General features: G+C 65.3%; 27 protein-coding genes and 1 tRNA gene. 9 read left to right on the top strand and 19 right to left on the bottom strand.

Annotated features, from left to right (window positions below):
- The first annotated feature begins 115 nt into the window (after positions 1–115).
- On the top strand, positions 116–1,351 hold the full coding sequence (locus tag CMV14_RS13645) for an MgtC/SapB family protein (RefSeq protein WP_066963343.1): 1,236 nt from the start codon (positions 116–118) through the stop codon (positions 1,349–1,351).
- Between the two features lie 23 nt (positions 1,352–1,374).
- Here CMV14_RS13645 and CMV14_RS13640 read toward each other — a convergent pair whose 3' ends face one another.
- Complete coding sequence (locus tag CMV14_RS13640) at positions 1,375–3,402, bottom strand: acyltransferase family protein (RefSeq protein WP_066963346.1); 2,028 nt, start codon at positions 3,400–3,402, stop codon at positions 1,375–1,377.
- A gap of 130 nt (positions 3,403–3,532) precedes the next feature.
- A tRNA-Arg gene (locus CMV14_RS13635) sits at positions 3,533–3,609 on the bottom strand.
- A gap of 59 nt (positions 3,610–3,668) precedes the next feature.
- Here CMV14_RS13635 and CMV14_RS13630 point away from each other — a divergent pair.
- Complete coding sequence (locus CMV14_RS13630) at positions 3,669–4,415, top strand: queuosine precursor transporter (RefSeq protein WP_066963347.1); 747 nt, start codon at positions 3,669–3,671, stop codon at positions 4,413–4,415.
- Positions 4,416–4,513: 98 nt separating this feature from the next.
- Here the strand turns inward: CMV14_RS13630 and CMV14_RS13625 are convergent, their stop codons facing one another.
- From CMV14_RS13625 to CMV14_RS13570, 12 genes are all read right to left on the bottom strand, one after another.
- Entirely contained in the window at positions 4,514–4,846 is a 333-nt protein-coding gene (locus CMV14_RS13625; RefSeq protein ID WP_066963351.1) for a YnfA family protein, read from the bottom strand.
- Positions 4,846–5,256 carry a GFA family protein gene (locus tag CMV14_RS13620; RefSeq protein WP_238147033.1) on the bottom strand — a complete coding sequence of 137 codons (411 nt, stop codon included), beginning with the start codon at positions 5,254–5,256 and terminating at the stop codon, positions 4,846–4,848. The genes CMV14_RS13625 and CMV14_RS13620 overlap by 1 nt, the downstream gene beginning before the upstream one ends.
- Before the next feature lies 1 nt (position 5,257).
- Positions 5,258–5,923 carry a phosphoribosylformylglycinamidine synthase subunit PurQ gene (gene purQ / locus CMV14_RS13615; protein ID WP_066963352.1) on the bottom strand — a complete coding sequence of 222 codons (666 nt, stop codon included), beginning with the start codon at positions 5,921–5,923 and terminating at the stop codon, positions 5,258–5,260.
- Positions 5,924–5,936: 13 nt separating this feature from the next.
- The gene (gene purS, locus CMV14_RS13610; protein ID WP_066963354.1) at positions 5,937–6,170 is read right to left on the bottom strand and encodes a phosphoribosylformylglycinamidine synthase subunit PurS; all 234 of its coding nucleotides are present in this window, start codon (positions 6,168–6,170) and stop codon (positions 5,937–5,939) included.
- 125 nt (positions 6,171–6,295) lie between these two features.
- Complete coding sequence (locus CMV14_RS13605; RefSeq protein WP_066963550.1) at positions 6,296–7,159, bottom strand: FAD:protein FMN transferase; 864 nt, start codon at positions 7,157–7,159, stop codon at positions 6,296–6,298.
- An 89-nt stretch (positions 7,160–7,248) separates the two neighbouring features.
- Entirely contained in the window at positions 7,249–8,103 is an 855-nt protein-coding gene (locus CMV14_RS13600) for a DUF4198 domain-containing protein (RefSeq protein WP_066963356.1), read from the bottom strand.
- 11 nt (positions 8,104–8,114) lie between these two features.
- Complete coding sequence (locus CMV14_RS13595; protein ID WP_066963359.1) at positions 8,115–8,600, bottom strand: DUF2271 domain-containing protein; 486 nt, start codon at positions 8,598–8,600, stop codon at positions 8,115–8,117.
- A gap of 11 nt (positions 8,601–8,611) precedes the next feature.
- Complete coding sequence (locus CMV14_RS13590; protein WP_066963362.1) at positions 8,612–9,280, bottom strand: PepSY-associated TM helix domain-containing protein; 669 nt, start codon at positions 9,278–9,280, stop codon at positions 8,612–8,614.
- A 161-nt stretch (positions 9,281–9,441) separates the two neighbouring features.
- Positions 9,442–11,469: an RNA polymerase sigma factor RpoD gene (gene rpoD, locus CMV14_RS13585; RefSeq protein WP_066963364.1), complete on the bottom strand. Its 2,028-nt coding sequence runs from the start codon at positions 11,467–11,469 to the stop codon at positions 9,442–9,444.
- Between the two features lie 51 nt (positions 11,470–11,520).
- A complete protein-coding gene (gene dnaG / locus CMV14_RS13580; RefSeq protein WP_066963366.1) occupies positions 11,521–13,386 on the bottom strand; it encodes a DNA primase in 1,866 nt (621 codons plus the stop codon).
- Positions 13,383–13,730: a GIY-YIG nuclease family protein gene (locus CMV14_RS13575; protein WP_066963369.1), complete on the bottom strand. Its 348-nt coding sequence runs from the start codon at positions 13,728–13,730 to the stop codon at positions 13,383–13,385. The genes dnaG and CMV14_RS13575 overlap by 4 nt, the downstream gene beginning before the upstream one ends.
- A gap of 127 nt (positions 13,731–13,857) precedes the next feature.
- On the bottom strand, positions 13,858–14,310 hold the full coding sequence (locus tag CMV14_RS13570) for a GatB/YqeY domain-containing protein (protein ID WP_066963370.1): 453 nt from the start codon (positions 14,308–14,310) through the stop codon (positions 13,858–13,860).
- A gap of 137 nt (positions 14,311–14,447) precedes the next feature.
- Between CMV14_RS13570 and carA the strand changes: the two genes are divergently transcribed.
- From carA to CMV14_RS13545, 5 genes are all read left to right on the top strand, one after another.
- Entirely contained in the window at positions 14,448–15,626 is a 1,179-nt protein-coding gene (gene carA, locus CMV14_RS13565; protein WP_066963373.1) for a glutamine-hydrolyzing carbamoyl-phosphate synthase small subunit, read from the top strand.
- Positions 15,623–15,985 carry a ribonuclease E inhibitor RraB gene (locus CMV14_RS13560; protein ID WP_066963375.1) on the top strand — a complete coding sequence of 121 codons (363 nt, stop codon included), beginning with the start codon at positions 15,623–15,625 and terminating at the stop codon, positions 15,983–15,985. The genes carA and CMV14_RS13560 overlap by 4 nt, the downstream gene beginning before the upstream one ends.
- Entirely contained in the window at positions 15,985–19,317 is a 3,333-nt protein-coding gene (gene carB / locus CMV14_RS13555) for a carbamoyl-phosphate synthase large subunit (protein WP_066963378.1), read from the top strand. Before CMV14_RS13560 ends, carB begins: the two co-directional genes overlap by 1 nt.
- Positions 19,318–19,400: 83 nt before the next feature.
- On the top strand, positions 19,401–19,877 hold the full coding sequence (greA, locus tag CMV14_RS13550; RefSeq protein ID WP_066963381.1) for a transcription elongation factor GreA: 477 nt from the start codon (positions 19,401–19,403) through the stop codon (positions 19,875–19,877).
- Between the two features lie 17 nt (positions 19,878–19,894).
- Positions 19,895–20,521 (top strand): rhomboid family intramembrane serine protease, encoded by a 627-nt coding sequence (locus tag CMV14_RS13545; protein WP_066963383.1) that lies wholly within the window; start codon positions 19,895–19,897, stop codon positions 20,519–20,521.
- Between the two features lie 37 nt (positions 20,522–20,558).
- Here the strand turns inward: CMV14_RS13545 and CMV14_RS13540 are convergent, their stop codons facing one another.
- From CMV14_RS13540 to CMV14_RS13520, 5 genes are all read right to left on the bottom strand, one after another.
- On the bottom strand, positions 20,559–20,774 hold the full coding sequence (locus CMV14_RS13540) for a DUF4170 domain-containing protein (protein ID WP_066963386.1): 216 nt from the start codon (positions 20,772–20,774) through the stop codon (positions 20,559–20,561).
- Between the two features lie 142 nt (positions 20,775–20,916).
- On the bottom strand, positions 20,917–21,513 hold the full coding sequence (locus tag CMV14_RS13535) for an MlaC/ttg2D family ABC transporter substrate-binding protein (RefSeq protein ID WP_066963552.1): 597 nt from the start codon (positions 21,511–21,513) through the stop codon (positions 20,917–20,919).
- Between the two features lie 92 nt (positions 21,514–21,605).
- Positions 21,606–22,052, bottom strand: a complete 447-nt coding sequence (locus CMV14_RS13530) for a hypothetical protein (RefSeq protein ID WP_066963389.1) — start codon at positions 22,050–22,052, stop codon at positions 21,606–21,608.
- Positions 22,049–22,780, bottom strand: a complete 732-nt coding sequence (locus CMV14_RS13525) for a phage holin family protein (protein ID WP_066963392.1) — start codon at positions 22,778–22,780, stop codon at positions 22,049–22,051. The genes CMV14_RS13530 and CMV14_RS13525 overlap by 4 nt, the downstream gene beginning before the upstream one ends.
- A 3-nt stretch (positions 22,781–22,783) precedes the next feature.
- On the bottom strand, positions 22,784–23,353 hold the full coding sequence (locus tag CMV14_RS13520) for a hypothetical protein (protein ID WP_066963395.1): 570 nt from the start codon (positions 23,351–23,353) through the stop codon (positions 22,784–22,786).
- A 154-nt stretch (positions 23,354–23,507) separates the two neighbouring features.
- Here CMV14_RS13520 and eno point away from each other — a divergent pair, with 154 nt between their 5' ends.
- Positions 23,508–24,788, top strand: a complete 1,281-nt coding sequence (gene eno / locus CMV14_RS13515) for a phosphopyruvate hydratase (RefSeq protein WP_066963403.1) — start codon at positions 23,508–23,510, stop codon at positions 24,786–24,788.
- Between the two features lie 108 nt (positions 24,789–24,896).
- A complete protein-coding gene (locus CMV14_RS13510; protein ID WP_176489021.1) occupies positions 24,897–26,123 on the top strand; it encodes a sensor histidine kinase in 1,227 nt (408 codons plus the stop codon).
- The last annotated feature ends 66 nt before the right edge of the window (positions 26,124–26,189 follow it).

Here is a 26,189-nt window from a genome sequence, read left to right as displayed (position 1 = left end):
GGGTGATGAGGACACGCCAAGGCTCTCCTGTGGTCTGTTGTCTGGGCCCCGGCAGTCACCGACGCGACACACCGGGATTTTCCTCGGCCTCATCGCAGGTTATTGCGCGAACGTCATGGATTCTGTCATTCCGCCCCTCCCGAATCTGCTCGCGGCGCTCGCTGCTGGTCTGCTCGTCGGTCTTGAAAGAGGCTGGTCGCAGCGCGGGCTCGGCGAGGGAAGGCGAGTAGCCGGTTTCCGGACGTTCGGCCTGTTCGGGCTGGGCGGGGGCGTGGCCGGCCTGGCCCCCGATATCATCGCGGCGGCGCTGCTGCTGGGCGTCGTCGTCATGCTCGCCATCGGGTTTCTGCGGGAGGCCGATGCCAGTCATGTGTCCGCCACCAACAGCATCGCGGGGCTGCTGACCTTTACGGCGGGGTTCCTGGCGGTGCGTGACTCACCGACCGTCGGCCTGAGCGTGGCGGCGGCGATGTTCGTCATGCTGAGCGCGCGGCAGTCGCTTCACGCGCTGCTCAAGGGAGTGGACGAATCGGAGATCGAGGGGATTGCCCGCTTCGTCCTGGTGGCGCTGGTGATCCTGCCGCTGCTGCCCGACAGGGCTATGGGCCCTTACGATGCCTGGAACCCCCGCAATATCTGGATGGTGGTGGTGTTCGTCACCGGCCTGTCCTTCGTCGGCTATGCGGCGGTGCGCCGGTTGGGATCCGACCGGGGGCTGCTGATCGTCGCCTTGACCGGCGCGCTGGTCTCGTCGACCGCCGTCACCGCCGATTTCGCGCGCCGGATGCGGTCCCAGCCCGAGGCGCGGGGGGCGCTCATCGCGGGGATCGCGGTCGCCTCGATGGTGATGTTCCTCCGCGTCCAGCTGCTTACCCTGGCGCTGGCGCCGCGCGCGCTTCCGGCACTGGCGCTGGCGATGGCCCCCGCCACGATCGTCGCGGGCCTCTGCGCTCTTGTCGCCTGGCGGGGGCAGGGCGCGCGCGACGGCGCGGTATCGGTCGCCAATCCGCTGGCCTTCGGCCCGGCGCTGCTGCTCGCCGGGCTGGTGGCGATCCTGTCGCTCGTCGCGCGATGGTCGCTCGAACAGTTCGGCGACAAGGGGTTGGCGCTGGTGCTGGGATTGACCGGCATGAGCGACGTCGACGCCGCGGTGATGACCCTGGCCGGCCTTCCGCCCGAGGCTCTGGACGCCTGGACCGCGGGTCTGGTGCTGGCGGTGCCGGTGCTGGCCAACACGGCGATCAAGGCCGGCATGGCGATCGTCATCGCCTGGGGCCATGGAGGATGGCGTGCCGCCTGGCCGCTGATCGCCGCATTGGCCGCCTCGGGCGCGGGACTGCTGCTATATTGACCAGCGAGGATCGCGCCAGATCATCAAGGTTGATGGTGGTTTGTCGAGCGATGCGGGTGGTCACGCCGAGTCAGATTTCCCATGATCTGACCGAGGATCAAGGCAGCGCCTGCATCCGACAGATGATTGCTGTCCAGATAAAGAGGGCGCCCGTCCATATGGGCGACGCATCGGCCTTCCACCCGGTGACAGAGAAGGCTGCTTGGCCTGATCCGGATCAGGTTGGGATATTCCCCAATCGCATCAAGGGCGCGGATCGCCGTGGCGGAGCGTTCCAGGAAGGCCTGATGGCTGATCGAGGCCGAAGCGGGACCGATTTTGCCTGATCGGCTGATTTCCCTGGCCAATTGTTGCGGAACATTCCACCCCATCTCGGGAACCGGATAGATCAGTATGACGGTCTTTCCCGATCGCACCATCGCGAGAATTGAGCGGGCAAATGCCTGCGCCATGCGCTGCTCATAGGTCTGGTCGGCAAGGTCGAGCTTCCAGATCCACTCCTTGACCGATTCAACACCGCCCTCGCCATTGTCGAAACCGCGCCGCTTCATGAGCAATGTCCAGCGGGCATTGACTATGATGGTGCCGGGCATCTGCGGATCATGGCTGATGTCGTTGAAGAACCGTCTCCGAAGATTTTCGCAGGCGCGCAGTCCATCCTCGGCCGTCGCGGAGACCAGTTCCTGAAGCGGCGGGCAGCTGCGGAACGTGTATCCGCGTCCGGCGATATGCCGATGCGCTGCCGCTGCATTCAGGGTGGTGAGCAGGGCACCGGCATGGCTATCCCCGACAAGTGCGAATGAAGGGCGGCGGCGGACATCGCCTATCATGCAGGGCCGCCCGGCATCGTGGCGGCCGGCAAGGTCCCAGCAGGGAGCCACGCCGCGTTCGAACGAATCCATGTTTGTGGCGAGTACGGCTCTCGCTTCGGAAGAAAGCCGGTTCGGAAAGCCAAGCGAGGCATGGCCGATGATGCCCGCCGCGCACATAGAGGCGGCAATTGCCGCGCTCGTCCCGAACAGCGCCCGGCGGGATTTGAACACGCCGTCGGGGCGCCGGAACGGCCTCTCCACGAACCGCCAGCTGAGATAGGCAAGGATGAGCGAGGCAAGGGCAAGAAGCGCCATCATCCATTTGCCGGGCGTTTGCAGGCTGTGGATCCGGGCGAATGCGAACAATGGCTGATGCCACAAATATGCGCTGTAGCTTATGAGCCCGATCTGGACGAACGCGCCTCGCGACAGCAGCCGGGCCGTCGCCGTAGCTCTGTCCCCGAACAATATGATCAAGGCCGTACCCCATACAGGAGCGAGCGCCCAAGCCGAGGGGAAAGGCGTGGCTTCATCGAAAAGGAACACCGCACACAGGATCAGGGCGATGCCTGATCCCGCCAGAAGGTCGCTCCGATAAGGCGCTCTTCCTTTCAGGAGGAGCGCGCAGGCCGACCCGGTCCCCAGTTCCCATATGCGCGTGTGGATCAGATAGAAGGTCGCGCTGGGTGCGGCGGTCGATCCCCATTGGGCAAGGGCCAGACTGATGGCGGCGACGGCGATCAGGATGCCAAGCGTCGCGTTTCTTCCATATCGCCACAGGACTGCAAGCAGCGGCGGGAAGAATATGTAGAATTGCTCCTCAACCGCGAGGCTCCAGGTATGGAGCAGCGGCTTCAGCTCGGTTGCGGCATCGAAATATCCGCTCTCCCGCCAGAAGAGGATGTTCGACGTGAAGGTGTTGACGGCAACCAGCGATTGAGAAAAATCGACAAGCTGAGACGGCAGCATCCACAGCCAGGCGAAGGGAATGCAGCACAGCGTAACCAGAAATAGCGCCGGCAGGATGCGTCGTGCGCGCCGCTCGTAGAAGCGCCAGAGGGAGAAACGCCCTGCTTCGAGATCGGCGATAAGGATGTTGGTTATCAGGTAGCCGGAGATGACGAAGAACACGTCCACGCCGACATAGCCGCCGCTGAACATGCTGAAGCCGGCATGGAAGAGGATGACCGGAAGCACCGCGACCGCGCGCAACCCGTCGATTTCGTTCCGATATTGCACGATGCCCCCGCAGCAACGGCAGCTGCGGCGCTGGCTGCCGGTCGGTTCCAGCTACTAGTTTCCTATTGAGCGCTCGACAATGCACTGTCTGGCGTTGAGCGTAGAGCTGGATTCGCGGCTTGGGAAAAGATGGCGCGCCCGGCAGGATTCGAACCTGCGACCCCAAGCTTAGAAGGCTCGTGCTCTATCCAACTGAGCTACGGGCGCGCGGCGGGGGTGCAGATAGCGTGGATTGCACTCGGATGGAACGCGGTTAGTGTGGGGGCATGAGCGAAACGACCAGCGCGCCCGTCGCATCCGATGGAGCCGCCATACGTGGCCGCCATTTTCGCTATTTCGATTTCGTGATGGCGGCGTTCGTCGTGATCCTGCTGCTGTCGAACGTGCTCGGTGCCGGAAAGGTGGCCGAGATCGAATTGCCGGGGGTCGGGTACTGGCCGTTCGGCGCCGGTATCCTGTTCTTCCCCATCGGCTATGTCATCGGCGACATATTGACAGAGGTCTACGGCTATGGCCGCGCCCGCCGCTGCATCTGGGCGGGAACGGTGGCGCTGCTGTTCATGGCGTTCATGAGCTGGGTCGTGGTGGCATTGCCGCCCGCGCCCGACTGGACCGGCCAGCAGGCCTATGAGCAGGTGTTCGGACAGGTGCCGCGCATCGTCTTCGCCTCGATCACCGCCTTCTGGGCAGGCGAATTCGTCAACAGCTATGTCCTTGCGAAGATGAAGCTGATGACCAAGGGCCGGCATCTCTGGAGCCGGACCATCGGCTCGACCGTGGCGGGGCAGGCGGTCGACAGCCTGATCTTCTACCCGCTCGCCTTCTGGGGCGCGGAAGGCTGGACCCACGCCTTGGTGCTCCAGGTGCTCATCACCCAATGGGCGCTCAAGGTGAGCTGGGAGGTGCTGCTGACGCCCGTCACCTACTTCGTCGTCGATTTCCTGAAGGGCAGGGAAGGCGTCGACGTGTTCGACAGCGGTACCGACTTCACGCCTTTCAGGACGCGCGTCTGATCGGGAATCTCCAGTGCGCAAAGCTCGAAAACTTGTTCGGGACCCAAGGCGTTCGAACTATGGCGCATCCTATGCCGATAGAGCCGAGGGCAAAACAGTCAGGCGGAACGCGGGACGAGCAGGATGACGGCGCTCCCCAATATGCACAGGAAAGCCCCGGCATAATCCCAGCGATCGGGCCGGGCGCCTTCGACCGCCCACATCCAGCAAAGCGATGCCGCGATGTAGATGCCGCCATAGGCGGCGAAGGCCCGCCCGGCGGCGGCGCTGTCCACGCGGGTCAGCGTCCAGGCGAACAGCACCAGCAGGATCGTTCCGCCCACTGCCCAGAGGGGCGACTTGCCCAGTTTGAGCCAGGCCCAGAAGGCGAAGCAGCCAGCGATCTCGCACAGCGCCGCGGCGACGAAGAGGGCGAGCCCGCTACCCGGCATCAGGCGACAGGCGGAGGCTGGGTATCGATGCTCGGTATCTCGGTCGAGATGCAGGCCCAGTCGGGGGCCTGGCTGGTCCAGATCGTCGCTTGCGGGCCCATCAGGTTCGGATCGTCGAGCGCGCCGATCCGCAGGAAGATCAGGTGCGGGCGGCTCAGCGCCTCGCTGGTCAGCGGGGTTCCGCAGGCCGGACAGAAGCCGCGGCGCATCGCGTTACCGCTGTCTGCTACATTCTCATGATAGGCGATCTCGCCGGTCCAGCTGACCTTGTCACTGGGGAAGCAGATGTTCGCCGTCGCCGTGCCGCCGCCCAGATACTGGCAGAGCCGGCACCAGCAGGTGCGAGCCGCGAGCGGATCGGCATCGATCGTGAAGCGCACGGCACCGCACAGGCAGCCGGCACCATGCACGTCAGGCCACCGCCTCGAGCAGACCCTCGAACAGGCGACGGCCGTCGCTATTGCCATGCGCGGCCTCGATCACGCGCTCGGGATGCGGCATCATGCCCAGGACATTGCCGGCGTCGTTGAGGATACCGGCGATGTTGCGCGCCGAGCCGTTGACCGCCTCCGCATAGCGGAAGGCGACGCGGCCCTCGCCCTCGATCCGGTCGAGCGTCTCGGCATCGGCGGAAAAGTTTCCGTCATGGTGCGCGACCGGAAAATGCACGGTCTCGCCCTTGTCGTAGCGCGCGGTGAAGGTCGACTGGCTGTTCTCCACGGTCAGCGCGACGTCGCGGCAGACGAAGTTGAGGCCCGCGTTGCGCATCAGCGCGCCCGGCAGCAGCCCTGCCTCGGTAAGAATCTGGAAGCCGTTGCAGATGCCGAGCACCGGAATGCCGCGCCCGGCCGCCTCGACGATCGCGCGCATGATCGGCGACCGGGCCGCCATCGCGCCGGACCGCAGATAATCGCCATAGGAGAAGCCGCCCGGCACCGCGATAAGGCCGATGCCGTCGGGCAGTTCGGTTTCCTGGTGCCACAGCATCGCCGGCGCCTGGCCGGTGACGTCGCGGATCGCGACGGCGAGATCGCGGTCGCAGTTTGATCCGGGGAAGACGATGACCGCGCTCTTCATGACGGAAGGTCCTTCAGTTGCCGCGTTCGATCCGGAAATTCTCGATCACCGTGTTGGCGAGCAGCTTCTTGCACATCGCCTCTAGGTCGGCATCGCTGACGTCGTCCTCATGATCGAGTTCGATCAGCTTGCCGGCGCGGACGTCGTTGACGCCGGTGAAGCCGAGCGAGCCGAGCGCGTGGTGGATCGCCTTGCCTTGGGGATCGAGAACGCCGCCCTTCAGGGTGACATAGACGCGGGTCTTCATCGCGGCCTCATAGCTGGGAATGTGCCGCCCCTATGGCGACGAAGGGACGATGGGGCAAGGGGCCTGAGCGATTTCAGGTCAGATGGGACATCTGACGGCCCAGAAATCGCGACGACAAAAAACCGTCAATATTCGAGCATCGCGAGAAGCGCGGGGCTGAGCAGTTCGCGATCCGCCACCAGGCGTGCCGCCAGGCCTTCCCGCTTTGCCGTCGCCAAACCGTCCTCCGGCCCCAGCACGGTCAGCGCGGTGGCCCAGGCGTCGGCCAGCATGGCGCTGGGATGGATCACGCTGACCGAGTGCAACCCGTTGGCGATCGACCTCCCGCTTCGCGGATCGAGGGTGTGGCCACCGCGACGGTAATCGCCCGAGGTGGCGACCGCGAGCCGGTGCAGAGCGATACGCAGGCGGGGCAGGGAGATACCGGGTGGATCCTCCAGATCGACCCACCAGGGATCCCCATCGGGCCGAATGCCGCGCCCCGCCAGTTCCCCGCCGATTTCGACCAGCACGTCGGAAATGCCCTGCTCATTGAGGAGGTTTGCGACGGCATCGACGGCGTGGCCCTTGGCGATGCCCGAGAGATCGAGCGCCACGCCGCCCGGCTGGAGCAGCCGCCCCTCATGATAGCGCAGCCGCTGCCAGCCCGCGGCGGTCCGCGCGGCTTCGATCCGGCCGGGGTCTTCGTCAAGTCGCGCGGGATCGGGGCCGAAACCGGCGAGGTCAACGAGATGGCCTATTGTGGGATCGAAGGCGCCGCCGCTGCGGTGCGCGATCCCGATCGCCGCCTGCATGACGCGGGCGAAGTCGGCGGGCAGCGCGTGCCAGCTCCCCGGCGCGGCGCGGTTATAGGCGGAGATCAGCGAATCCGCCCGCCAGTGGCTCATCTCGGTGATGATCACGTCCAGCCGGGCGAGGATGGCCGCCTCGATCGCCGCCATGTCGCAGCCCACCGGCGCAGCGAACCGCATCGACCAGCCGGTGCCCATCGTCTCCCCGCCCAGATCCACGATCGGCCGGCCCGGATCACCGAAGGCCGGGGCCGCGATGTCGCGGGGCAGGGCGATGCGGACTTCGATCAGGGCAGCAGCACCTCTACCGTGGTGGTGTAGCCCATCCGGCGCTGGCTGGCCTTGGGCTCGGACGGCTTGTTGTCGGTGGCGGTCGCATTGATCCAGTAGAGCCCGGCGGCGGGCCAGTCGATCCTGGCGATGCCGTCGGCGCCGGTGGTGAAATCTCGGGCGCCATCGTCATTGCGGTAGCGCTTGCCGCCAGGGACGACGGTGACCTTCAGGCCGCTGGCGGGCTTGCCGTCGATCAGGAAGCGGAAGCTGGCCGTCTCCCCCGCGACCAGCGCGTCGGGATGGGTGACGGGCTCGAACTCCAGCCCCTTGCCGCTCGGCTTGAACACGGTGGCGCTCGATGCGTCGGCGGTGATGTAGATCTCGTTGCGGCTGATGATCTCGGTCAGCTTGATGTCGGTCGCCTCGGCCGGAATATCCGCCACCGCGACCGGCGGCGTGCGGGTGCCGCCGCCGGGACCGCCAGCGCCACCGCCCATCCGGCCGCCGACCCGGCGCTCCTCTCCGTTCAGCTTGAAGCTGCCGGTGACCATGGAGTTGAGGGTGCCGATCTTCCAGGTGCCGGGCTTGTCGAGCTTGACGTCGAAGGTGGAGCGGACGGCGCCGGACGCGCCATTCTCGATCTTCCCCTCGCTGCCGTCGGGCGCCCAGACCTTGATCGCATTGAGCGACGACGGGCGATGGTCGGCAAAGAACAGGTCGTTCGAGCTGGCGGCGTCGACCGTCACATAGCTGTCGGTGCCGGAAAAGACGGTGGCGCTGGGAACCAGCCACTGGCGATGGGCGGAGGCCGCAACGGGCAGGGAGAGCAGCGCGGTGGCGGCAAGCAGGCGGAGGGGCAGGCGCGTCATGGGCGGTCCTTTCAGCGGGCGGAGAGGGTGATCGCGCCAAGCTCGGTCTTGCCGGCCGCCTTGGCGGCCTTGGCAGGAACGCTGATCGGCACGGTGACGAGTTCGCGGCCGCCGGTCTCGCGTGCGGCCTCGACGTTGAGGACATAATTGCCGGGCTTCAGGTCGGCGGGGAGCGGGATGGCGTGTGTGCCGGGCGCGCGGGTCGCACCGCTGATCCCGTCGGCAGGCATCTTCATGCTCTTGCCGCCCTTGCGCCACCAGGCGCGCAGGTCGGACAGCCATTTCGTACCCGGTTCGTTGCCGCCCTTCTTCACCTCATACCAGGTCGCTAGCGTCCGGATCGCGCCGCCGCCGGCCGGCTCCAGCCACACTGCGACATAGGGCCGGTGATATTCGGCGACCTTGAGCTGCGGGATGGTGACGTTGATCGTGCCGGCCGCGGCGGCCGGCGCCGCGATCAGGCCGCCGGCGAGCAAAAAGGGCGTGCTGTTACGCATGGACGATACTCTCAATGGAGGAAGAAAAGGACGAGCAGCAGCGGGATGACCAGGCCAAGTCCGACCAGCGGCCAGGTGAGCGGGCGCGGCTTCGCATGCATGTAGAGCAGGAAGAGGCCGGTCAGCGTGAAGAGGATGCAGGCGCCGGCGAAGATGTCGATGAACCAGCTCCACGCCATGCCGCTGTTGCGGCCCTTGTGAAGATCGTTTGCGAAGCTGATCCAGCCCCGGTCGGTGATCTCCGCGCTGACCGCGCCGCTGGCCCTGTCGATGCTGATCCACGCGTCGCCGCCAGGGCGGGGCAGCGCGACATAGACTTCGTCATCAGACCATTCGCCGGGTTTCCCCGACGCGTCGAGGCCCAGCTTGCCCTCCAGTTCCCGCACGATCGGGGCGGGCAGGGGGGCGGCTTCGGATTGGGGCTTGGCAAGCTGCGCGAGCAGCGGCGCAGGGAGCTGCGCCGACAAGGCCTGGGTGGTCGGTGAAGCGGCGATCGTCGAGGCATGGTTCAGGGTGATACCCGTCGCCGCGAACAGCAGCATCCCGATCAGGGACAGCGCGGCGCTCATCCAGTGCCACCCATGGAGCTGCTTAAGCCACCAGCCCCGCGAGCGATACCAGGGCTTTGACGCCGGCTTGCGCCTGGCGGCGAAACTGGAAGGGTTGGGCGACTGGTTCACAGTCCGTCGCGTAGCGTGAAGGGCTGGACGCGGCAATAGCTAATGCGAACTACTCGCAATAATTTCAGTTCTGAAAAATATGGCTGAAGAGACCGGCGAAACAAAACCGCCCCGAACCTCCTGGGAGGCCGGGGCGGCATACCCTGTGACAGTCGAGGACCCTATTGGTCCAGGAAGCTCCGCATCTTGCGGCTGCGGCTCGGATGCTTGAGCTTGCGCAGCGCCTTCGCCTCGATCTGGCGGATGCGCTCGCGGGTCACGGAGAATTGCTGGCCGACTTCCTCCAGCGTGTGATCGGTGTTCATGCCGATGCCGAAGCGCATGCGCAGCACGCGTTCCTCGCGCGGGGTCAGGCTGGCGAGGACGCGGGTTACCGTTTCCTTCAGGTTCGCCTGGATCGCGGCGTCGACCGGGATGATCGCGTTCTTGTCCTCGATGAAGTCGCCAAGATGGCTGTCCTCCTCGTCGCCGATCGGCGTTTCGAGGCTGATCGGCTCCTTGGCGATCTTCATCACCTTGCGAACCTTCTCGAGCGGCATCGACAGGCGTTCGGCCAGTTCCTCGGGGGTCGGTTCACGGCCAATCTCGTGGAGGATCTGGCGGCTCGTGCGGACCAGCTTGTTGATCGTCTCGATCATGTGGACCGGGATACGGATGGTCCGCGCCTGATCTGCAATCGAGCGGGTGATCGCCTGCCGGATCCACCAGGTCGCATAGGTGCTGAACTTATAGCCGCGGCGATATTCGAACTTATCGACCGCCTTCATCAGGCCGATATTGCCCTCCTGGATCAGGTCCAGGAACTGCAGGCCGCGATTGGTGTATTTCTTGGCGATCGAGATGACGAGGCGCAGATTGGCCTCGACCATCTCCTTCTTGGCGATGCGCGCCTCGCGCTCGCCCTTCTGCACCATGTTGACGATGCGGCGGAATTCGCCGAGCGCCATGCCGGTCGCCTGGGCGATCTCACCGATCTCGTTGCGGATGCGATCGACGGCATCGGCCTCGTTCGCCGCGAAATTTGCCCATTTCTTGTCGAGCTTGCCGACCCGTTCGAGCCAGCCATCTTCCATTTCGCGGTTGATATAGGCTTCCAGGAAATCCTTGCGCGGCACCTTGTGGCGTTCGGCCAAGCGCAGCATCTGTCTGCCCAGCGTGGTCAGGCGCCGGTTGAACGAATAGAGCTGGTCGACGAGATATTCGATCTTCGCGCCGTGGAACTGGACGCTCTCCACCTCGGCGGTGAGCTGCTCGCGCAGGCCCTGGTAGCGCTCCTCCTCGGCGGCCGGGAAGTCGTCGCCGACGCCCAGTGCGGCGACGCGCGCGCTCTGGACCTGCGAGAAGGTCTTGTAGAGATCGGTGATCGCCGCGAACCGCTCCAGCGCCATCGGCTTGAGCTGCTCCTCCATCTGGGCGAGACTAAGGGTGTTGTCCTCGTCCTCCTCCTCTTGCGGGCGCGGCGCGCGCCGCTCGGTCATCGACTCCTCGTCGTCGTCCGACTGGGCTTCCTCTTCCTCGGGCTCTTCCTCCTCCTTGAAGGTCGGCCCCGCGGTTTCGGCGGAAATCTCGCCGTCGCCGTCCTCATTCTCCACCTGCTCGGCGGTCGGTCCCTTGGACAGCATGGCGTCGAGATCGAGTATCTCGCGCAGCTGCATCGTGCCTTCGTTGAGGGCGTTCGACCAGTCGATGATCGCGTTGAAGGTGATCGGGCTCTCGCAGAGGCCCAGGATCATCGTGTCGCGGCCCGCCTCGATGCGCTTGGCGATCGCGATCTCACCCTCGCGGCTGAGCAGTTCGACCGCGCCCATCTCGCGCAGGTACATGCGCACCGGATCGTCGGTGCGATCGACGGTTTCCTTCTTGGCGGTGGTCGTCAGCGTCGGGCCGGAATCGCCCTCATCGGCGGAGGCGGCCTCGTCGAGATTCTCCTCCTCGGGCTGCTCGTCCTCGCCGGCATCCTCGTTCTCGACGATGTTCACGCCCATCTCGTTGAGCGCGGACATCACGTCCTCGAGCTGGTCGGAGGTCATCTGGTCCTGCGGCAGCGCCTCGTTGAGCTGCTCATAGGTGATGTAGCCCTTGCGCTTGGCACGGGCGATCAGCTTCTTGAGCGATCCTTCATTGAGATCGATGAGCGGGGCGTCGCCATCAATGCGCTCGCCACTCTCGCTCCCGTTCGTTTTCGCCATGTACGACCAGCCCTCAATCACATGCAGCCGGGACCAACCGGCCGAAACAGTTCAAACGCCCCCGCCGTCCCCGCCCTGGGCGAGATCGGTGAGCGCGCGTCTAGCGTCGGCGAGTGCCTCGCGCAGCCTTTGCTGCTCCGACCACTGTGCCTCGCTCGTTTCCATGCCCAGCCTGTCGGTGGCTTCGCGCAGCGCCGCATCCAGCGAAGGGATGGCTGCCAAAGCGTCGATCGTTGCCGACAGGTCATGCACAGCACGATTATACTCGGCATTGCCGCGTAAAAACGAAAAGGCAAGAGTGTTCGTAGCCTTGAGCTCCTCGACCAGCGATCCAAGCCCCGCCTCCCGCAATATGGTTTCGAGGCTTTCCTTTTCAAGCGGGACACCGGAAAAGCTGGCGTCGAACGCTATGGTGCGCAGGCTGACAAGGGCCTCGTCATCGATCCTGAGGCTGCCGATAAGCTCATTCTTTTCGGCGAGCAGGGCAGGGTAGCGCAGCAGCCCGGCCATCGCAGCACGCATCATCCGCGGCTCGATGCCCGACTGGTTGACCGCATGGGTGGCGCGCAGCGGCGGTTCGGGCTCGGGTTTCCAGGGCTGGCCGGGGCGGCGCTGCTGGCGGGGCTGGAAGGGCCGGCGCTCATAGGGCTGGCGCCGCGCCTGGCCGAACTGCTCGTCGAAGCGGCGGCGGAACTCCATCTGGTACTGATAGCGGACGTCGCCATCCTGGATCGTCGCGGCGAGATCGCCCAATCGCTTGCGCAAGCCGGCGCGCGCCTCGGGCGTGCCGAGCGGCTGAGCCTCATGCTCGGCGCGCCAGAGCAATTCGTCGAGGCTGATCGCCTCGCCCAGCACCTTCTCGACCGCGGAACTCCCGCCCGACTTGACGAGGTCGTCGGGGTCCTGGCCGCCGGGAAGCAGGGCGAAGCGCAACGTGCGGCCAGGTGCGATCATCGGTAGCGCGCGCTGTGCGGCGCGGACCGCGGCTTTCTGGCCGGCCTTGTCGCCATCGAAGCAGAGGATCGGCACCTCGGCCATCCACCACAGCCGTTCCAGCTGCTGTTCGGTCAAGGCAGTGCCGAGCGGGGCGACCGCCTCGTCGATGCCCGCCTTGGTGAGCGCGATCACGTCCATATACCCCTCGACCGCGATCACCCGGTTCGCCTTGCGCGCGGCAGGGCCGGCGCGGTCGATGTTGAACAGGGTGCGGCCCTTGTCGAATAGCGGTGTCTCGGGCGAGTTCAGATATTTGGGCTCGCCGCTGTCGAGGATGCGGCCGCCGAACGCGATCGTCCGCCCGCGCTGGTCGCGGATCGGAATCATTACCCGGCCGCGGAACCGGTCATAGGGCTCCTTGTCCTCGACGAGGATGAGAAGGCCCGTCTCGATCAGCTTGCCCTCGCCATAGCTCTTCAGAGCCGCCTTCAGCCGCCCGCGCGAATCAGGGGCGAAGCCGATGCCGAACGCCTTGGCGAGCTGGGCCGATATGCCGCGCCGCTCCAGATAGGCCCGCGCCTGGGTACCGTCGATGCCGGCGAGCTGCTCCTCGAACCAGGCGGCCGCCGCGGTCATGACGTCATGGAGCCCCGCCTGCTGTTCATTGCGCTGCGCCGCGCGGGGATCAGGGGCGGGGACCTCCATGCCGGCGCCGTCGGCCAGCTCCTTGACCGCATCAATGAAGGACAGGCCCTTCGCTTCGGTGAGGAAACGGATGGCATCGCCATGCGCGCCGCAGCCGAAACAATGGTAGAAGGCCTTGTCGTCGTTGACGTAGAAACTGGGCGACTTCTCGTTATGGAACGGGCAGCAGGCCTTGTACTCGCGCCCGGCCTTGGTGAGCTTCACCGATTTGCCGATCAGCGTCGACAAGGTGACGCGCGCGCGCAGTTCGTCGAGGAATTGGGGGGAGAGGCTCATTTTCGAGACTTCCCCGTACCAATCTCCTTTTCTCCGTTCGTCCCGAGCGAAGTCGAGGGACGTTCACTAGGAGGACGCGCGAAGTAGGAAAGACTGGCCCAGTCGCCTCGGATCAAAGCCTGCTTCTTGGCGCGGGACCAGGACTTGATCCGGTGTTCAGCCTCCAACGCCTCGATTCGAGTCTGAAAGCTTTCGGTCCAGGCCAAGCACAAGGGCCGGCGCCTGGCGGTGAAGTCGCAAAATTCACCCGTCTGATGCTCAGCCACGCGCCGTTCCAGATCGTCGGTCTGGCCTGTGTAGTAACGGCCATCCGCGCATTGAAGGATATAGACCCAGAACGCCATGGCGCGAACTTGCTATAGCGCATCCCTACTGTCGAGCGCAGCGTCCCTCGACTTCGCTCGGGACGAACGGAAGGAGGAAACCTCCCGCAAGCGGGAGGGGAGAAAGAACGTCCTCCTCTTCGGCCACTTACCCCAACCGCGCCTTCACCAGCCCGCTCGCCTTGGCCATGTCCATCTGCCCGGCATAACGCTCCTTCAGCGCCGCCATCACCCGGCCCATGTCTTTGACCGATGCAGCGCCCAGTTCGGTCGCCAGCGCGTCGATCGCGGCCTTGGCCTCGGCCTCGTCCATCTGCTTCGGCAGGAACCGCTCGATCACCGCCACTTCGGCCGCCTCCGCCTCGGCCAGTTCGGGGCGGTTGCCCTTCTGGTACATCTCGATCGATTCGCGGCGCTGCTTGATCATCTTCTGCATCACCTCGGTGACCAGCAGATCGTCGTCGGGCTGCGCGGAAGCGGTGCGCAGTTCGATGTCGCGGTTCTTGATCGACGACTGGATCAGGCGGATTGCCGCGGTTGTCGTCGTGTCGCGCGCCTTCATAGCGGCGACCAGCGCCGTCTTGATATCGTCTCGAATCATGGGATGCCTGCCAGAGCTGGATCGGGAAAGGCGGAGCCCTAGCACAGAGATTCTTCTTTTAATAGAATTGACCCTGCCGGGAGTGCTGCCTAGTTACGCCGCCGTTTGCCCGCCGACCCAAGCCCGAGGAGCCCCTAGTGGCCGAAACCGAACACGCGCGTCATAATCCTCCTGCGGGCGCGACGGGCGTATTGGTGCTGGGCGACGGGACGCTGATATGGGGCCGCGGCTTCGGCGCCGAGGGTGAGGCGGTGGGCGAGGTCTGCTTCAACACCGCGATGACCGGCTATCAGGAGGTGATGACCGATCCCTCCTATGCCGGGCAGATCATCAATTTCACCTTCCCGCATATCGGAAATGTCGGCACCAACCCCGAGGATGTCGAGGCATCCAACCCGCATGCGCTGGGGATGGTGGTGCGCGAGGATGTGACCGAGCAGGCCAATTTCCGCGCCACCCAGCATCTCGACGCCTGGCTGAAGCAGAATGGCCGGATCGGCCTGTCGGGGGTCGACACCCGCGCGCTGACCCGCGCGATCCGGATCAACGGCGCTCCCAACGGCGTCATCGCCCATAATGCCAAGGGAGAGTTCGACGTCGAGGCGCTGCGCCAGAAGGCGCGCGCATGGCCCGGGCTGGAAGGGATGGACCTCGCCAAGCAGGTGAGCGCCACCCAGACCTACAAATGGGGCGACGGGCTGTGGACGCTGGGCGAAGGCTATGACGTCGACGCCGCCGCGGCCGACGCGCCGCATGTCGTCGCGATCGACTATGGCCTCAAGCGCAACATCCTGCGCAACCTCGTCGCTGCCGGCGCGCGGGTGACGGTGGTTCCCGCCACCGCCACTTTCGAGGAGGTGATGGCGCACAACCCCGACGGCGTGTTCCTGTCGAACGGCCCGGGCGATCCGGCCGCGACCGGCGAATATGCCGTGCCCGTCATCCGGAAGCTGCTGGAGATTGGCAAGCCGCTGTTCGGCATCTGCCTGGGCCACCAGATGCTCGGCCTCGCGGTGGGCGCCAGGACCTACAAGATGCACCAGGGCCATCGCGGCGCCAACCATCCGGTCAAGCGCGCCTCGGACGGCTGCGTCGAGATCACCAGCATGAACCATGGCTTCGCGGTCGATGCCGACAGCCTGCCCGCCAATGCCGAGCCGACCCACGTCTCGCTGTTCGACGGATCGCTGGCCGGCCTGCGGCTGACCGACAAGCCGGCGTTCAGCGTCCAGTACCACCCCGAAGCCAGCCCCGGCCCGCAGGACAGCCATTATCTGTTCGAGCAGTTCGTGGACCAGCTGAGGAAACCGGCGTGACGCTTCCCGCGATCGATCCAGCTCGCCTCGAGGAGGAATGCCTCGCCGATGCGGAAGTTCTCGCCAATCTCAAGGAGAATGGCGACCGGCCCGAGCTCGTCCGCCCGGTCGATGTGAGCTTTCGTGGCACCACCGAGGCGCTGGTGCAACTGACCGACCGGGCCGAGGAATTCGGCTTCGAGTTCATCGAGATCGAAGAGGATGAGGAGGGCGAGCCCTGCCTGTTCCTCACCCGTGACCAGGCGGCCGATGCCGCTTCAATAAAAGAACTGACCACGACCTGCCTTCGGATCGAGCAGATATTCGGCGTCGAATATGACGGTTGGGGTTGTGAGCTACAGGATGGAAAAACCGAATAATGCCAAAGCGCACCGACATTAAATCCATCCTGATCATCGGCGCCGGCCCGATCGTCATCGGCCAGGCGTGCGAGTTCGATTATTCGGGGACGCAGGCGTGCAAGGCGCTGCGCGAGGAGGGCTATCGCATCATCCTCGTCAATTCGAACCCCGCGACGATCATGACCGATCCCGACATGGCCGATGCGACCTATGTCGAGCCGATCACGCCCGAGATCGTCGCCAAGATCATCGAGAAGGAGCGGCCCGACGCCGTTCTGCCGACGATGGGCGGCCAGACCGCCCTCAATACCGCGCTGGCGCTGTTCAACGACGGCACGCTGGAGAAATATGGCTGCCAGATGATCGGTGCCGACGCCGAGGCGATCGACAAGGCCGAGGACCGGATGAAATTCCGCCGGGCGATGGACAAGATCGGCCTGGAAAGCCCCCGTTCGGACGTCGCCCACACCCTCGACGAAGCGCTGCGCGCGCTTGATTATGTCGGCCTGCCCGCGATCATCCGGCCCAGCTTCACCATGGGCGGCACCGGCGGCGGCATCGCCTATAACAAGGACGAGTTCGTCAAGATCGTCACCGGCGGCCTGGACGCGTCGCCGACCACCGAGGTGCTGATCGAGGAATCGGTGCTCGGCTGGAAGGAATATGAGATGGAAGTCGTGCGGGATCGCAACGACAACTGCATCATCATCTGCTCGATCGAGAATGTCGATCCGATGGGCGTCCACACCGGCGATTCCATCACCGTCGCGCCGGCGCTGACGCTGACCGACAAGGAATATCAGATCATGCGCAACGCCTCGATCGCGGTTCTCCGCGAGATCGGGGTGGAGACCGGCGGATCGAACGTGCAGTTCGCGGTCAATCCGGCCGACGGCCGCCTGGTCGTGATCGAGATGAATCCGCGCGTGTCGCGCTCCTCGGCGCTCGCGTCGAAGGCCACCGGCTTCCCGATCGCCAAGGTCGCCGCGAAGCTTGCGGTCGGCTACACGCTCGACGAAATCACCAACGACATCACCGGCGCTACCCCGGCCTCGTTCGAGCCGACGATCGACTATGTCGTCACCAAGATCCCGCGCTTTGCCTTCGAGAAGTTCAAGGGCGCCGAACCGCTGCTGTCGACCGCGATGAAGTCGGTGGGCGAGACGATGGCGATCGGCCGCAACATCCAGGAATCGATGCAGAAGGCGCTGCGCGGCCTGGAAACCGGCCTCGCCGGGTTCAACGTCGTCGACGAACTCAAGGGTGCGCCGCGCGCGCGGATCGAGGAGGAACTGGCGCGACCGACACCGGATCGCCTGCTTGTCGCGGTGCAGGCGCTGCGCGAGGGCTTCAGCGTCGAGGATATCCACCGCATCGCCAAATATGAGCCCTGGTTCCTCGAACGGCTCGCCGAGATCGTCGCGGCGGAGGAGAAGGTCTGCCGCGAGGGCCTGCCTCGTGACGCCGCCGAAATGCGCAAACTCAAGGCAATGGGCTTTTCCGACAAGCGGCTCGCCTGGCTGGCTCTGCGCTCGGCCAATCTGGCGGGTATGGAACGCGAGCAGGCCAGAGGGTCGGGCATCGTCCATGATGCGGCCAGGGCGATGACGGGCGGCATCACCGAGAAGGAGGTGCGCGCGCACCGCCACAAACTGGGCGTCCGTCCGGTTTACAAGCGGATCGACACCTGCGCGGCCGAGTTCGAGGCGAAGACGCCATATATGTACTCGACCTACGAGGCGCCGAGCTTCGGCGAGCCCGAGTGCGAGAGCCAGCCCACCGACCGCGAGAAGATCGTCATCCTCGGCGGTGGCCCGAACCGGATAGGGCAGGGGATCGAGTTCGATTATTGCTGCTGCCATGCCTGTTTCGCGCTCGCGGACGCCGGCTACGAAACGATCATGATCAATTGCAACCCGGAGACCGTCTCCACGGATTACGACACGTCGGACCGGCTTTATTTCGAGCCGCTGACGGCGGAGGACGTGCTGGAGATACTGCACGTCGAGCAATCGCGCGGAAAGCTGAAGGGTGTGATCGTCCAGTTCGGTGGACAGACGCCGCTCAAACTGGCCCAGGAACTGGAGGACGCGGGCATTCCGATCCTCGGAACCTCGCCCGACGCGATCGACCTTGCGGAAGATCGCGAGCGCTTCGCCGCTCTCGTTTCGAGCCTGGGCCTGCACCAGCCGCGCAACGGCATCGCCCGCAGCCGCGAGGAGGCGCTCGCGGTTGCCGAGCGGGTCGGCTATCCGGTGCTGATGCGGCCAAGCTACGTGCTTGGCGGGCGCGCGATGGAGATCGTCGAGGATCCCGCGCAGCTCGAACAATATATTACTACTGCCGTCCAAGTATCTGGTGATTCGCCAGTTTTGATCGATCAGTATCTGCGTGATGCGATCGAGGTCGATGTCGACGCGCTATGCGATGGCGAGGATGTCGTAGTTGCGGGCGTGCTCCAGCATATCGAGGAAGCGGGCGTCCATTCGGGCGACAGTGCCTGCACCCTGCCGCCCTACAGCCTGCCGAAGGAGATCATCCGCGAGATCGAGCGCCAGACCGACGCGCTGGCGCGCGCGCTCCAGGTGCGCGGACTTATGAACGTGCAGTACGCCGTGAAAGATGGCACGGTGTACCTTATCGAGGTCAATCCGCGCGCCAGCCGCACTGTGCCGTTCGTGGCCAAGGCGATCGGCCAGCCAATTGCCAAGATCGCGGCGCGGGTTATGGCGGGCGAGCGACTGAAGCAGCTTCCGCCGATCAAGCTGGACATCGATTATATCGCCGTCAAGGAAGCCGTCTTCCCGTTCGCACGCTTCCCGGGTGTCGATCCGGTGCTTTCACCAGAAATGAAATCAACTGGCGAAGTCATGGGAATTGATACTGATTTTGCCACGGCCTTTGCCAAAGCGCAGGCGGGAGCCGGCAACAAGCTGCCGCTCGGCGGGACGGCCTTCGTCTCGGTCAAGGACAGCGACAAGGGGCATATCCTGCCGGCTGTGAAGAAGCTGGTCGAACTCGGTTTCACCATCCTCGCGACCAGCGGCACCGCGCAATATCTGCGCGAACAGGGGGTCGAGGTCGAAAGCGTGCTCAAGAAGCGCGAGGGGCGGCCCAACATCGTCGACCGGATCGTCGATGGCAATGTCGACCTGATCTTCAATACCACCGAAGGCTGGCAGTCGCTGCTCGATTCGAAGGCGATCCGGACGTCCGCGCTTTATGGGCGTGTCCCATATTTCACCACGGCGGCGGCGAGTGTGGCCGCGGCACAGGCGATCGGGGCGCTCCGGGAGCGCAAGCTTGAAGTGCGCGCGCTTCAATCCTATTATTCTGGTTCGCACGCCTGATCCCCACATCGCAGGAGTCGGTGCGGGCGGCCCGACGCGGGTCGTCCGGGGATCAGCAGTTTTGACGGAAGGTAAAGGGCACGATGGCGAGCGTTGAGAAGATGCCGATGCTGGCGGAGGGGCAGAGGATGCTCACCGAGGAGCTCGCCCGTCTCAAAGCCGAACGGCCGCTGATCGTAGATGCGATCGAGGAAGCGCGCGCGCATGGCGATCTTTCGGAAAATGCCGAATATCACGCCGCCAAGGAGCGCCAAGGCCAGATCGAGGCGTCGATCGCAGATATCGAGGACCGGCTGAGCCGCGCCCAGGTCATCGACCCGCGTGACCTGTCGGGCGACAAGATCGTGTTCGGCGCCACGGTTACGCTGCTGGACGATGACGAGAAGCCGGTGCGCTACCAGATCGTCGGCCAGACCGAGGCCGACGCCAAGGCGGGCAGGATCAGCTATAATTCGCCGCTGGGCCGTGCGTTGATCGGCAAGAAGGTCGACGACGAGGTCGAGGTGACGGTGCCCTCGGGTGACCGCTTCTACCTCGTCTCCAAGATCGAGTTCATCTGAACCCGCCCACCGCGCCGATGCGGCCGCCGCCAGCCCGGGCCACCAGCGCGATCGCCATCGTCACGGTGGCGGTCTACGGGCTGCTCGCCTTGCTGGGCTGGACCGAGGTCGCCGATCTGGCGGGTGGCTTCATTCCCGCGCGGCTGAGCGGCGCCACGCTGGACGGCGCGCTCCCGATGTGGGTCACCCCCGTCACGGCGACCCTGCTGCACGGCGGCGTTATCCACCTGATGTTCAACATGCTGATGCTGGTCTTCTGCGGCCGGATGGTTGAGGCCGTGATCGGGCCGTTGGGGCTTGGCCTGCTCTATCTGGTCGGCGCTTATGCGGCGGCGGGCGCGCAGTTCCTCGCCAATCCGGCGGACGGCACGCCGATGATCGGCGCCAGCGGCGCGATCTCGGCGGTGTTCGCGGCCTATGCGTTGCTGTTCGGCCGGCCGCGCGGGTTCGCTAGCCATCCGGTATTGGGGGCGGCCGTCAACACCCTCTGGCTCGCGGCGGCCTGGATCGGCGTCCAGTTCCTGATGGGCCTGGCCTTCGCCGACATGGGCATGGCGATCGCTACCGCCGCGCATGTCGGCGGCTTCCTGGCGGGCTTGCTGCTGACGCGGCCCCTGCTGCGATGGGGGCGGGCTGCCCGCTGACGTCACCCGGCGGAGGCCGGGACGAAATCGCCGGAGCCTATTCCAGCTCGGGCTCGAGCAGCTTGTGGAGATGGACCACCACATATTTCATTTCGGCATCGTCGACCGTGCGCTGGGCCGCGCCGCGCCATGCTTTCTCGGCGGATTTATAATCCTCGAAGAAACCGACCACGTCGATCTGGTTGAGGTCTTCGAAATCGAGACCGCGCGGATCCTTGACGCGGCCACCGAACACCAGATGGATCTTGCTCATGCGAATGCTCCGTTGATCGCCCGATCATGGGACGATGACTGGCTCCGCCTCCTGCTGACTGCGCGCGATCCTGGGGAGGGTGGAATCGCTCTTATGTTTTGCGGCCGCCCCGCGAAAAACGGGGCGACCGTTGCGGGTCCGTTTAGCCGCGCGCCTTCATCATGGCAATGAGGCCGTCGATTCCCTTGCGCTGGATGATCGCATCGAAATCCTGGCCCTGGGTTACGGCAAGGTTGATGTTCGCCACGGTCAGGTTCGTCACCTTGAAAGCGCCGCTGACCTTGGCCACGGACCACACGGCGCTGATCGGCTGCGCGCCCGGCTTCTGCACCTGGGTCACGACATTGAAACCGCTGCCGGCCGGAGCAGTGCGGATCACCTTCATCGTCGCATTGGCATAATCGTACAGATTGTCCGAATAGGTGCCGATGATGAAATTGGGGATGGCCGCCTTATAGGCCGCCTTCTGCGCCGGGGTGATCTGGTTCTGCCAGCGGCGGATCAGCCGCTCCCCGATCGCGTCGATCGCGAAATGCTGGGACAGCAATTCGCGGAATTTGGTGCGGACCGCCGCCTTGTTGCCGGTCTTGAGCACTGCGAAGCTCTCGGCGCCCAGCGAGTTGATGAACGCGCCGGCATCCTGGTTGGCGACGACCGCGGCCTGCGCCGGGGCGATCGGGGCGGCGAGCATGCTGCCCATCAGCATCGCCGCGCCGGCAAGGTGGATGATCTTCTTCATTATATGTGTCTTCTCCATGCGCGCGCCGGACAGCGCGCCGATTTGCCGAGGGGATAGGCCGCCGGCGATGAACCCGGTTTGAACCGAAACGATCAGTGCCGCACGGCGTCGATAGCGGCGCTCCCGGCGCTTTCCGCGACCTGGCCCAGCGAATCAATCAGCCTGCCGACCTGCTTGCCGGCGGCGTCGCTGCTGATGCCGAGTTCGTCGAGCTTGGCCTGGCCGGCATCGCGCGCGGCGAGCATGGCGTCCTTCGCCCGCTCGTTGATCGCGCCGCCGATCGATCCGAGCAATTGCTCCTCCTGGCGGGTGCGTGGCAGCAGCGCTCCCAGCACCGCCCCGACGGCGAGACCGCCAACCAGCGCGGCCACGGGAAATGCGTCGACCTCGCCGGCAACCTTGCGGCCGGCGGCCCGGGCAGCGTCGCCGCCGCTCCTGAGCTTCTCGCCCGCATAATCCTTCGCCTGGGCCGCACGCTGCTTGATGCCGGAGCGGCCTTCACCCTGGCCGCCCTGGCCCTCGTTCTTCTGGGTCGTCATGCGCTGATCTCCTCATCCTGGGCCGGATTTCCGGCCCGCTTGTCGGTGAAACTCGCCGTGCGGCGCCGGGTTGCACGCGCCAGACCCGTCATCATCCCATAAAGCGGCGGACGTATCAGAACCAGCAGCAGTGCGATCACCGCCGCCGTAGCGCGAACCGGCCGCCGCCGGATCGCATCGACCGCGCGATGGCTCATGGCCTGGGCCTGATCGACCATCATATCGGCCAGATCGGCTATCAGCGCCTGCGGATGGAGCCGTGCCTGGGTCTCGCCCACCGTTTCCACCAGCTGGTTGCGGGCTGCCTGGGAACGCAGCCTTACCCGCTCGAACAACTCGTCGACCGGGCTCGGATAATCCGGCAGGCCGTCGCCATCCTCGTCTTCTTCGGGGTCCTCAACCACCAGTAGCAGCTTGCGCACGCCGATCCGGATCAACAACGCCGCCAGGCCGAGGCCGAGCAGCACCGAAAGGGAGGCAGCGCCGAGCCGGCCGAGCCATGGCGTCAGCAGGAAGGAGAGGGTGACGAGAAAAGTCACCGCCGCCGCCTGGCCCATCATCGCGCCGATCAGCAGGAACAGCGCGCCGGTCCGGGCCCGGCCGATGCGGCGATAGAAGTCGGTACGGAACAGCGCCAGCTCGGCCTTGGCAAGCGCGCGGCCGTCTTCGACCAGCCGCGCCAGCAGCGCGCCGATCGGCTCCTGTTCCTCTGGTTGCCCCGTTTGCAAGGATCAGGCTGCGGGCGCGTCCGGCGCCGGGGCGTCCGCGATCGGTGTGTCGGCCAGCGGCGCCTTGGGCGCTGCCTTCTTCGGTGCGGCCTTGCGGGTGGCGGGCTTTCGCGCGGCTCGCGGTTTCGCGGCGGGGGACGGGGTAGCAGCTGGCTCGTCGTTGACAGCTTTTGGCGTCAGCCCCGATTTGACGACCCGCGCGACCAGAAAGCCGACCGCCGCCGCCACCGCGATCGCGATTGCGGGCGAACTACGCACGACATTGCGGGCATCGTCGATCAGTTCGTCGGTGTCCTTGTCGCGCAGGGTGGTGGCAAGGCCGCTGACCGCATCGGCTGCCTGCTGGATATAACCGCCATATTGATCGCCGAGCTTCTCGCTGACCTGAGTGGCCGCGTCCGCCACCAGGCTGGCGACGCCGTCGAGCGCCTCCACCGCGCGGTCCTTGCCCTGTGCCGCATAGTCGCGGGCCCTGGCGCCGGCCTGCTTGGTGAAACCTGCGGCGGTGTCCCCGAACGCCTTCCGGGCGCTTTCGAACCCGTTCTCGCCATTGTTGAGATTGTCGGTCGCCATGTCGATGGTCTCCCAGAAAGATGCCGTTCAATCAACCAAGTGGGAAGGATAGCGTTCCTTTACCAGACCCGAAACGACTTCATATTTGCCTATCTTCGCCTCGGCGGATAGAGCGCGCGGATCATCGCGTCCACCAGCAGGGAACCATAGCCCAATGACCGCCATCGTCGACGTCCATGCCCGCCAGATCATCGACAGCCGCGGCAACCCCACGGTCGAAGTCGACATCACGCTGGAGGACGGCAGCTTCGGCCGCGCGGCGGTGCCTTCGGGCGCCTCGACCGGCGCCTATGAGGCGGTCGAGAAGCGGGATGGCGGCAAGGCCTGGCTGGGCAAGGGCGTGCAGGACGCGGTCGACGCCGCCAATGGCGAGATCGCCGAGGCGATTATCGGCATGGAGGCCGAGGACCAGGGCGAGATCGACGCGCGCATGATCGAACTCGACGGAACACCGAACAAGGGCCGCCTGGGCGCCAACGCGATCCTCGGTGCCAGCCTCGCGGTCGCGCGCGCGGCGGCGGATGCCCGCGCACTGCCGCTCTATCGCTATGTCGGTGGTGTTTCGGCGCAGGTGCTGCCGGTGCCGATGATGAACATCATCAATGGCGGCGCCCATGCCGACAATCCGATCGACTTCCAGGAATTCATGATCATGCCGGTCGGCGCGGATACGCTGTTCGACGCGGTCCGCTGCGGTTCGGAAATCTTCCACACGCTGAAGAAGGCGCTGCACGACAAGGGGCTGGCGACGGCGGTCGGCGACGAGGGCGGCTTCGCGCCCAACCTCGCTAGCGCGCCCGACGCGCTCGACTTCATCATGTCCTCGATCGAGAAGGCCGGCTACAGGCCCGGCGACGACGTGGTGCTCGCACTCGATTGCGCCGCGACCGAGTTCTTCAAGGACGGCGTCTATGATTTCCATGGCGAGGGCGTGAAGCGCTCGCCCGCCGAAATGGCCGATTATCTCGCCGATCTCTGCGCCCGCTATCCGATCGTCTCGATCGAAGACGGCATGGGCGAGGATGATTTCGAGGGCTGGAAGATACTGACCGACAAGATCGGCGGCACGTGCCAGCTCGTCGGCGACGATCTATTCGTGACCAACCCGAAGCGCCTGGCCCAGGGCATCAAGGATGGCCTGGCCAATTCGCTGCTGGTCAAGGTCAACCAGATCGGCACCCTGTCCGAAACGCTGGAAGCGGTGAACATGGCGCAGCGCGCCGGCTACACCGCCGTCATGTCGCACCGCTCTGGCGAGACCGAGGATTCGACGATCGCGGACCTCGCCGTCGCCACCAATTGCGGACAGATCAAGACCGGCAGCCTGGCCCGATCGGACCGGCTCGCTAAGTACAACCAGCTCATCCGCATCGAGGAGGAGCTGGGCCCGGTCGCCACCTATGCCGGCCGTGCTGCGATCAAGGCGCTCCGCTGAAAATTCGCCCCGCGAACCGATAAGTGGCTGCTTTTTAACCTCTGTTCGGATAGCTTGCCTCATCATCTCTCCATGGGAGAGGGTTGAGGCGAGCGTTTCGCGATGGATGTGAACAGATTTCGCGGCCTCATCGCGATTCAGCAGCGGATCGCGGCCGGCAGCGGTGCCCTGCAAGACGTGTTGCAGGCGATCGTCGACGAAACCTCGGTGATGCCGCAGGCCAATGGGGTCGTCATCGAGCTGCGCGATGCCGATCAGCTCTATTATGCCGCCGCCAGCGGCTCCTCGGCGCCGATGGTCGGGCTGCGGCTGCCGCTCAATGCCAGCCTGTCGGGGATGAGCATCCTCACCGGCCAGCCCTTGCAATGCGACGATTCGGAAACCGACTCGCGCGTCAATCGTGCCGCCTGCCGCCGGGTCGGCCTGCGTTCGATGATCGTCGTGCCGATCCCGCATCAGGGGCAGACGGTGGGCGTGCTCAAATATCACGCGCCGCAGATCGCCGCATTCACCGATGAGGACATGCTGGTTGCGCACCTCCTGGTCGGCCCGATAGCGGTGGGCTTCAGCAGCATCGCCGAAGCCGATGCCCAGAAGGCGAGCGCTGAACTGCGCAAGATCGTCCAGCTCAAGGAGCAGTTCGTCTCATCGGTCAACCATGAGCTGCGGACCCCGCTGACCTCCATCTCGGGCGCACTGACGCTCCTGACCAGCGGTGCGGTCGAGCTACCCGAAACGGCGGCGCCGCTGATCGAAATCGCTGCGCGCAACGCGAAGAGGCTCAAACGGCTCGTCGACGACCTGCTGGATCTCGACCGGATCGACGGCGGGAAGCTAAAATATGTCATAGAGGAAACAGACCTCTGCGCGCTGCTGCTCGATGTCGTGGAACAGACATCTCCTTTTGCGGCGGAGGCCGGCGTGCGCCTTACCCTCGATGCCCCGCGCCGCCCGGTACTGGCGATGACTGATGGCGACCGGCTGTTTCAGGTCGTCGCCAATTTGATCTCCAACGCCGCCAAATTCTCGCCCGCGGGGTCGACGGTGCAGGTCATACTTCTTCCCGCCAGCGCGGGTGCGCGTATCCGCGTGGTGGATGAGGGGCCCGGGATTCCTGCGGAGTTCCGACCTCGACTGTTCGATCGGTTCAGCCAGTCTCCCCACACCGAGGGACTGAGCAACATGCCCGGCACCGGACTCGGCCTTGCCATCTCCAGATCCATCGTCGAACAGCTAGGCGGCAAGCTGGACCTCGACGAGACTTACTTCACCGGCGCTGCATTCGAGATATCGCTGCCTCTGCGGGCGCCGGCCCTTCGTCAGGACGCCGCCTGAGGCCCGTCCTGTCAGCCTGATGGGCTGGCAATTCACGACGGCTTCGCCTAACCGGGCGGCGACTCC

The sequence above is a fragment of the Rhizorhabdus dicambivorans genome (genome assembly GCF_002355275.1).
Lineage (GTDB): Bacteria > Pseudomonadota > Alphaproteobacteria > Sphingomonadales > Sphingomonadaceae > Rhizorhabdus > Rhizorhabdus dicambivorans.
The sequence above is the reverse complement of the archived record's forward strand: the minus strand, read 5'-3'. Positions and strand labels throughout refer to the sequence as shown.

Excerpts from the sequence above, each read along its gene's own strand:
- CMV14_RS13645 (WP_066963343.1), top strand. The coding sequence starts at position 116 with ATGGATTCTGTCATTCCGCCCCTCCCGAATCTGCTCGCGGCGCTCGCT.
- CMV14_RS13630 (WP_066963347.1), top strand. The coding sequence starts at position 3,669 with ATGAGCGAAACGACCAGCGCGCCCGTCGCATCCGATGGAGCCGCCATA.
- CMV14_RS13625 (WP_066963351.1), bottom strand. The coding sequence starts at position 4,846 with ATGCCGGGTAGCGGGCTCGCCCTCTTCGTCGCCGCGGCGCTGTGCGAG.
- purQ (WP_066963352.1), bottom strand. The coding sequence starts at position 5,923 with ATGAAGAGCGCGGTCATCGTCTTCCCCGGATCAAACTGCGACCGCGAT.
- purS (WP_066963354.1), bottom strand. The coding sequence starts at position 6,170 with ATGAAGACCCGCGTCTATGTCACCCTGAAGGGCGGCGTTCTCGATCCC.
- CMV14_RS13605 (WP_066963550.1), bottom strand. The coding sequence starts at position 7,159 with ATGGGCACCGGCTGGTCGATGCGGTTCGCTGCGCCGGTGGGCTGCGAC.
- CMV14_RS13600 (WP_066963356.1), bottom strand. The coding sequence starts at position 8,103 with ATGACGCGCCTGCCCCTCCGCCTGCTTGCCGCCACCGCGCTGCTCTCC.
- CMV14_RS13595 (WP_066963359.1), bottom strand. The coding sequence starts at position 8,600 with ATGCGTAACAGCACGCCCTTTTTGCTCGCCGGCGGCCTGATCGCGGCG.
- rpoD (WP_066963364.1), bottom strand. The coding sequence starts at position 11,469 with ATGGCGAAAACGAACGGGAGCGAGAGTGGCGAGCGCATTGATGGCGAC.
- dnaG (WP_066963366.1), bottom strand. The coding sequence starts at position 13,386 with ATGAGCCTCTCCCCCCAATTCCTCGACGAACTGCGCGCGCGCGTCACC.
- CMV14_RS13575 (WP_066963369.1), bottom strand. The coding sequence starts at position 13,730 with ATGGCGTTCTGGGTCTATATCCTTCAATGCGCGGATGGCCGTTACTAC.
- CMV14_RS13570 (WP_066963370.1), bottom strand. The coding sequence starts at position 14,310 with ATGATTCGAGACGATATCAAGACGGCGCTGGTCGCCGCTATGAAGGCG.
- carB (WP_066963378.1), top strand. The coding sequence starts at position 15,985 with ATGCCAAAGCGCACCGACATTAAATCCATCCTGATCATCGGCGCCGGC.
- greA (WP_066963381.1), top strand. The coding sequence starts at position 19,401 with ATGGCGAGCGTTGAGAAGATGCCGATGCTGGCGGAGGGGCAGAGGATG.
- CMV14_RS13545 (WP_066963383.1), top strand. The coding sequence starts at position 19,895 with ATGCGGCCGCCGCCAGCCCGGGCCACCAGCGCGATCGCCATCGTCACG.
- CMV14_RS13540 (WP_066963386.1), bottom strand. The coding sequence starts at position 20,774 with ATGAGCAAGATCCATCTGGTGTTCGGTGGCCGCGTCAAGGATCCGCGC.
- CMV14_RS13535 (WP_066963552.1), bottom strand. The coding sequence starts at position 21,513 with ATGAAGAAGATCATCCACCTTGCCGGCGCGGCGATGCTGATGGGCAGC.
- CMV14_RS13530 (WP_066963389.1), bottom strand. The coding sequence starts at position 22,052 with ATGACGACCCAGAAGAACGAGGGCCAGGGCGGCCAGGGTGAAGGCCGC.
- CMV14_RS13520 (WP_066963395.1), bottom strand. The coding sequence starts at position 23,353 with ATGGCGACCGACAATCTCAACAATGGCGAGAACGGGTTCGAAAGCGCC.
- eno (WP_066963403.1), top strand. The coding sequence starts at position 23,508 with ATGACCGCCATCGTCGACGTCCATGCCCGCCAGATCATCGACAGCCGC.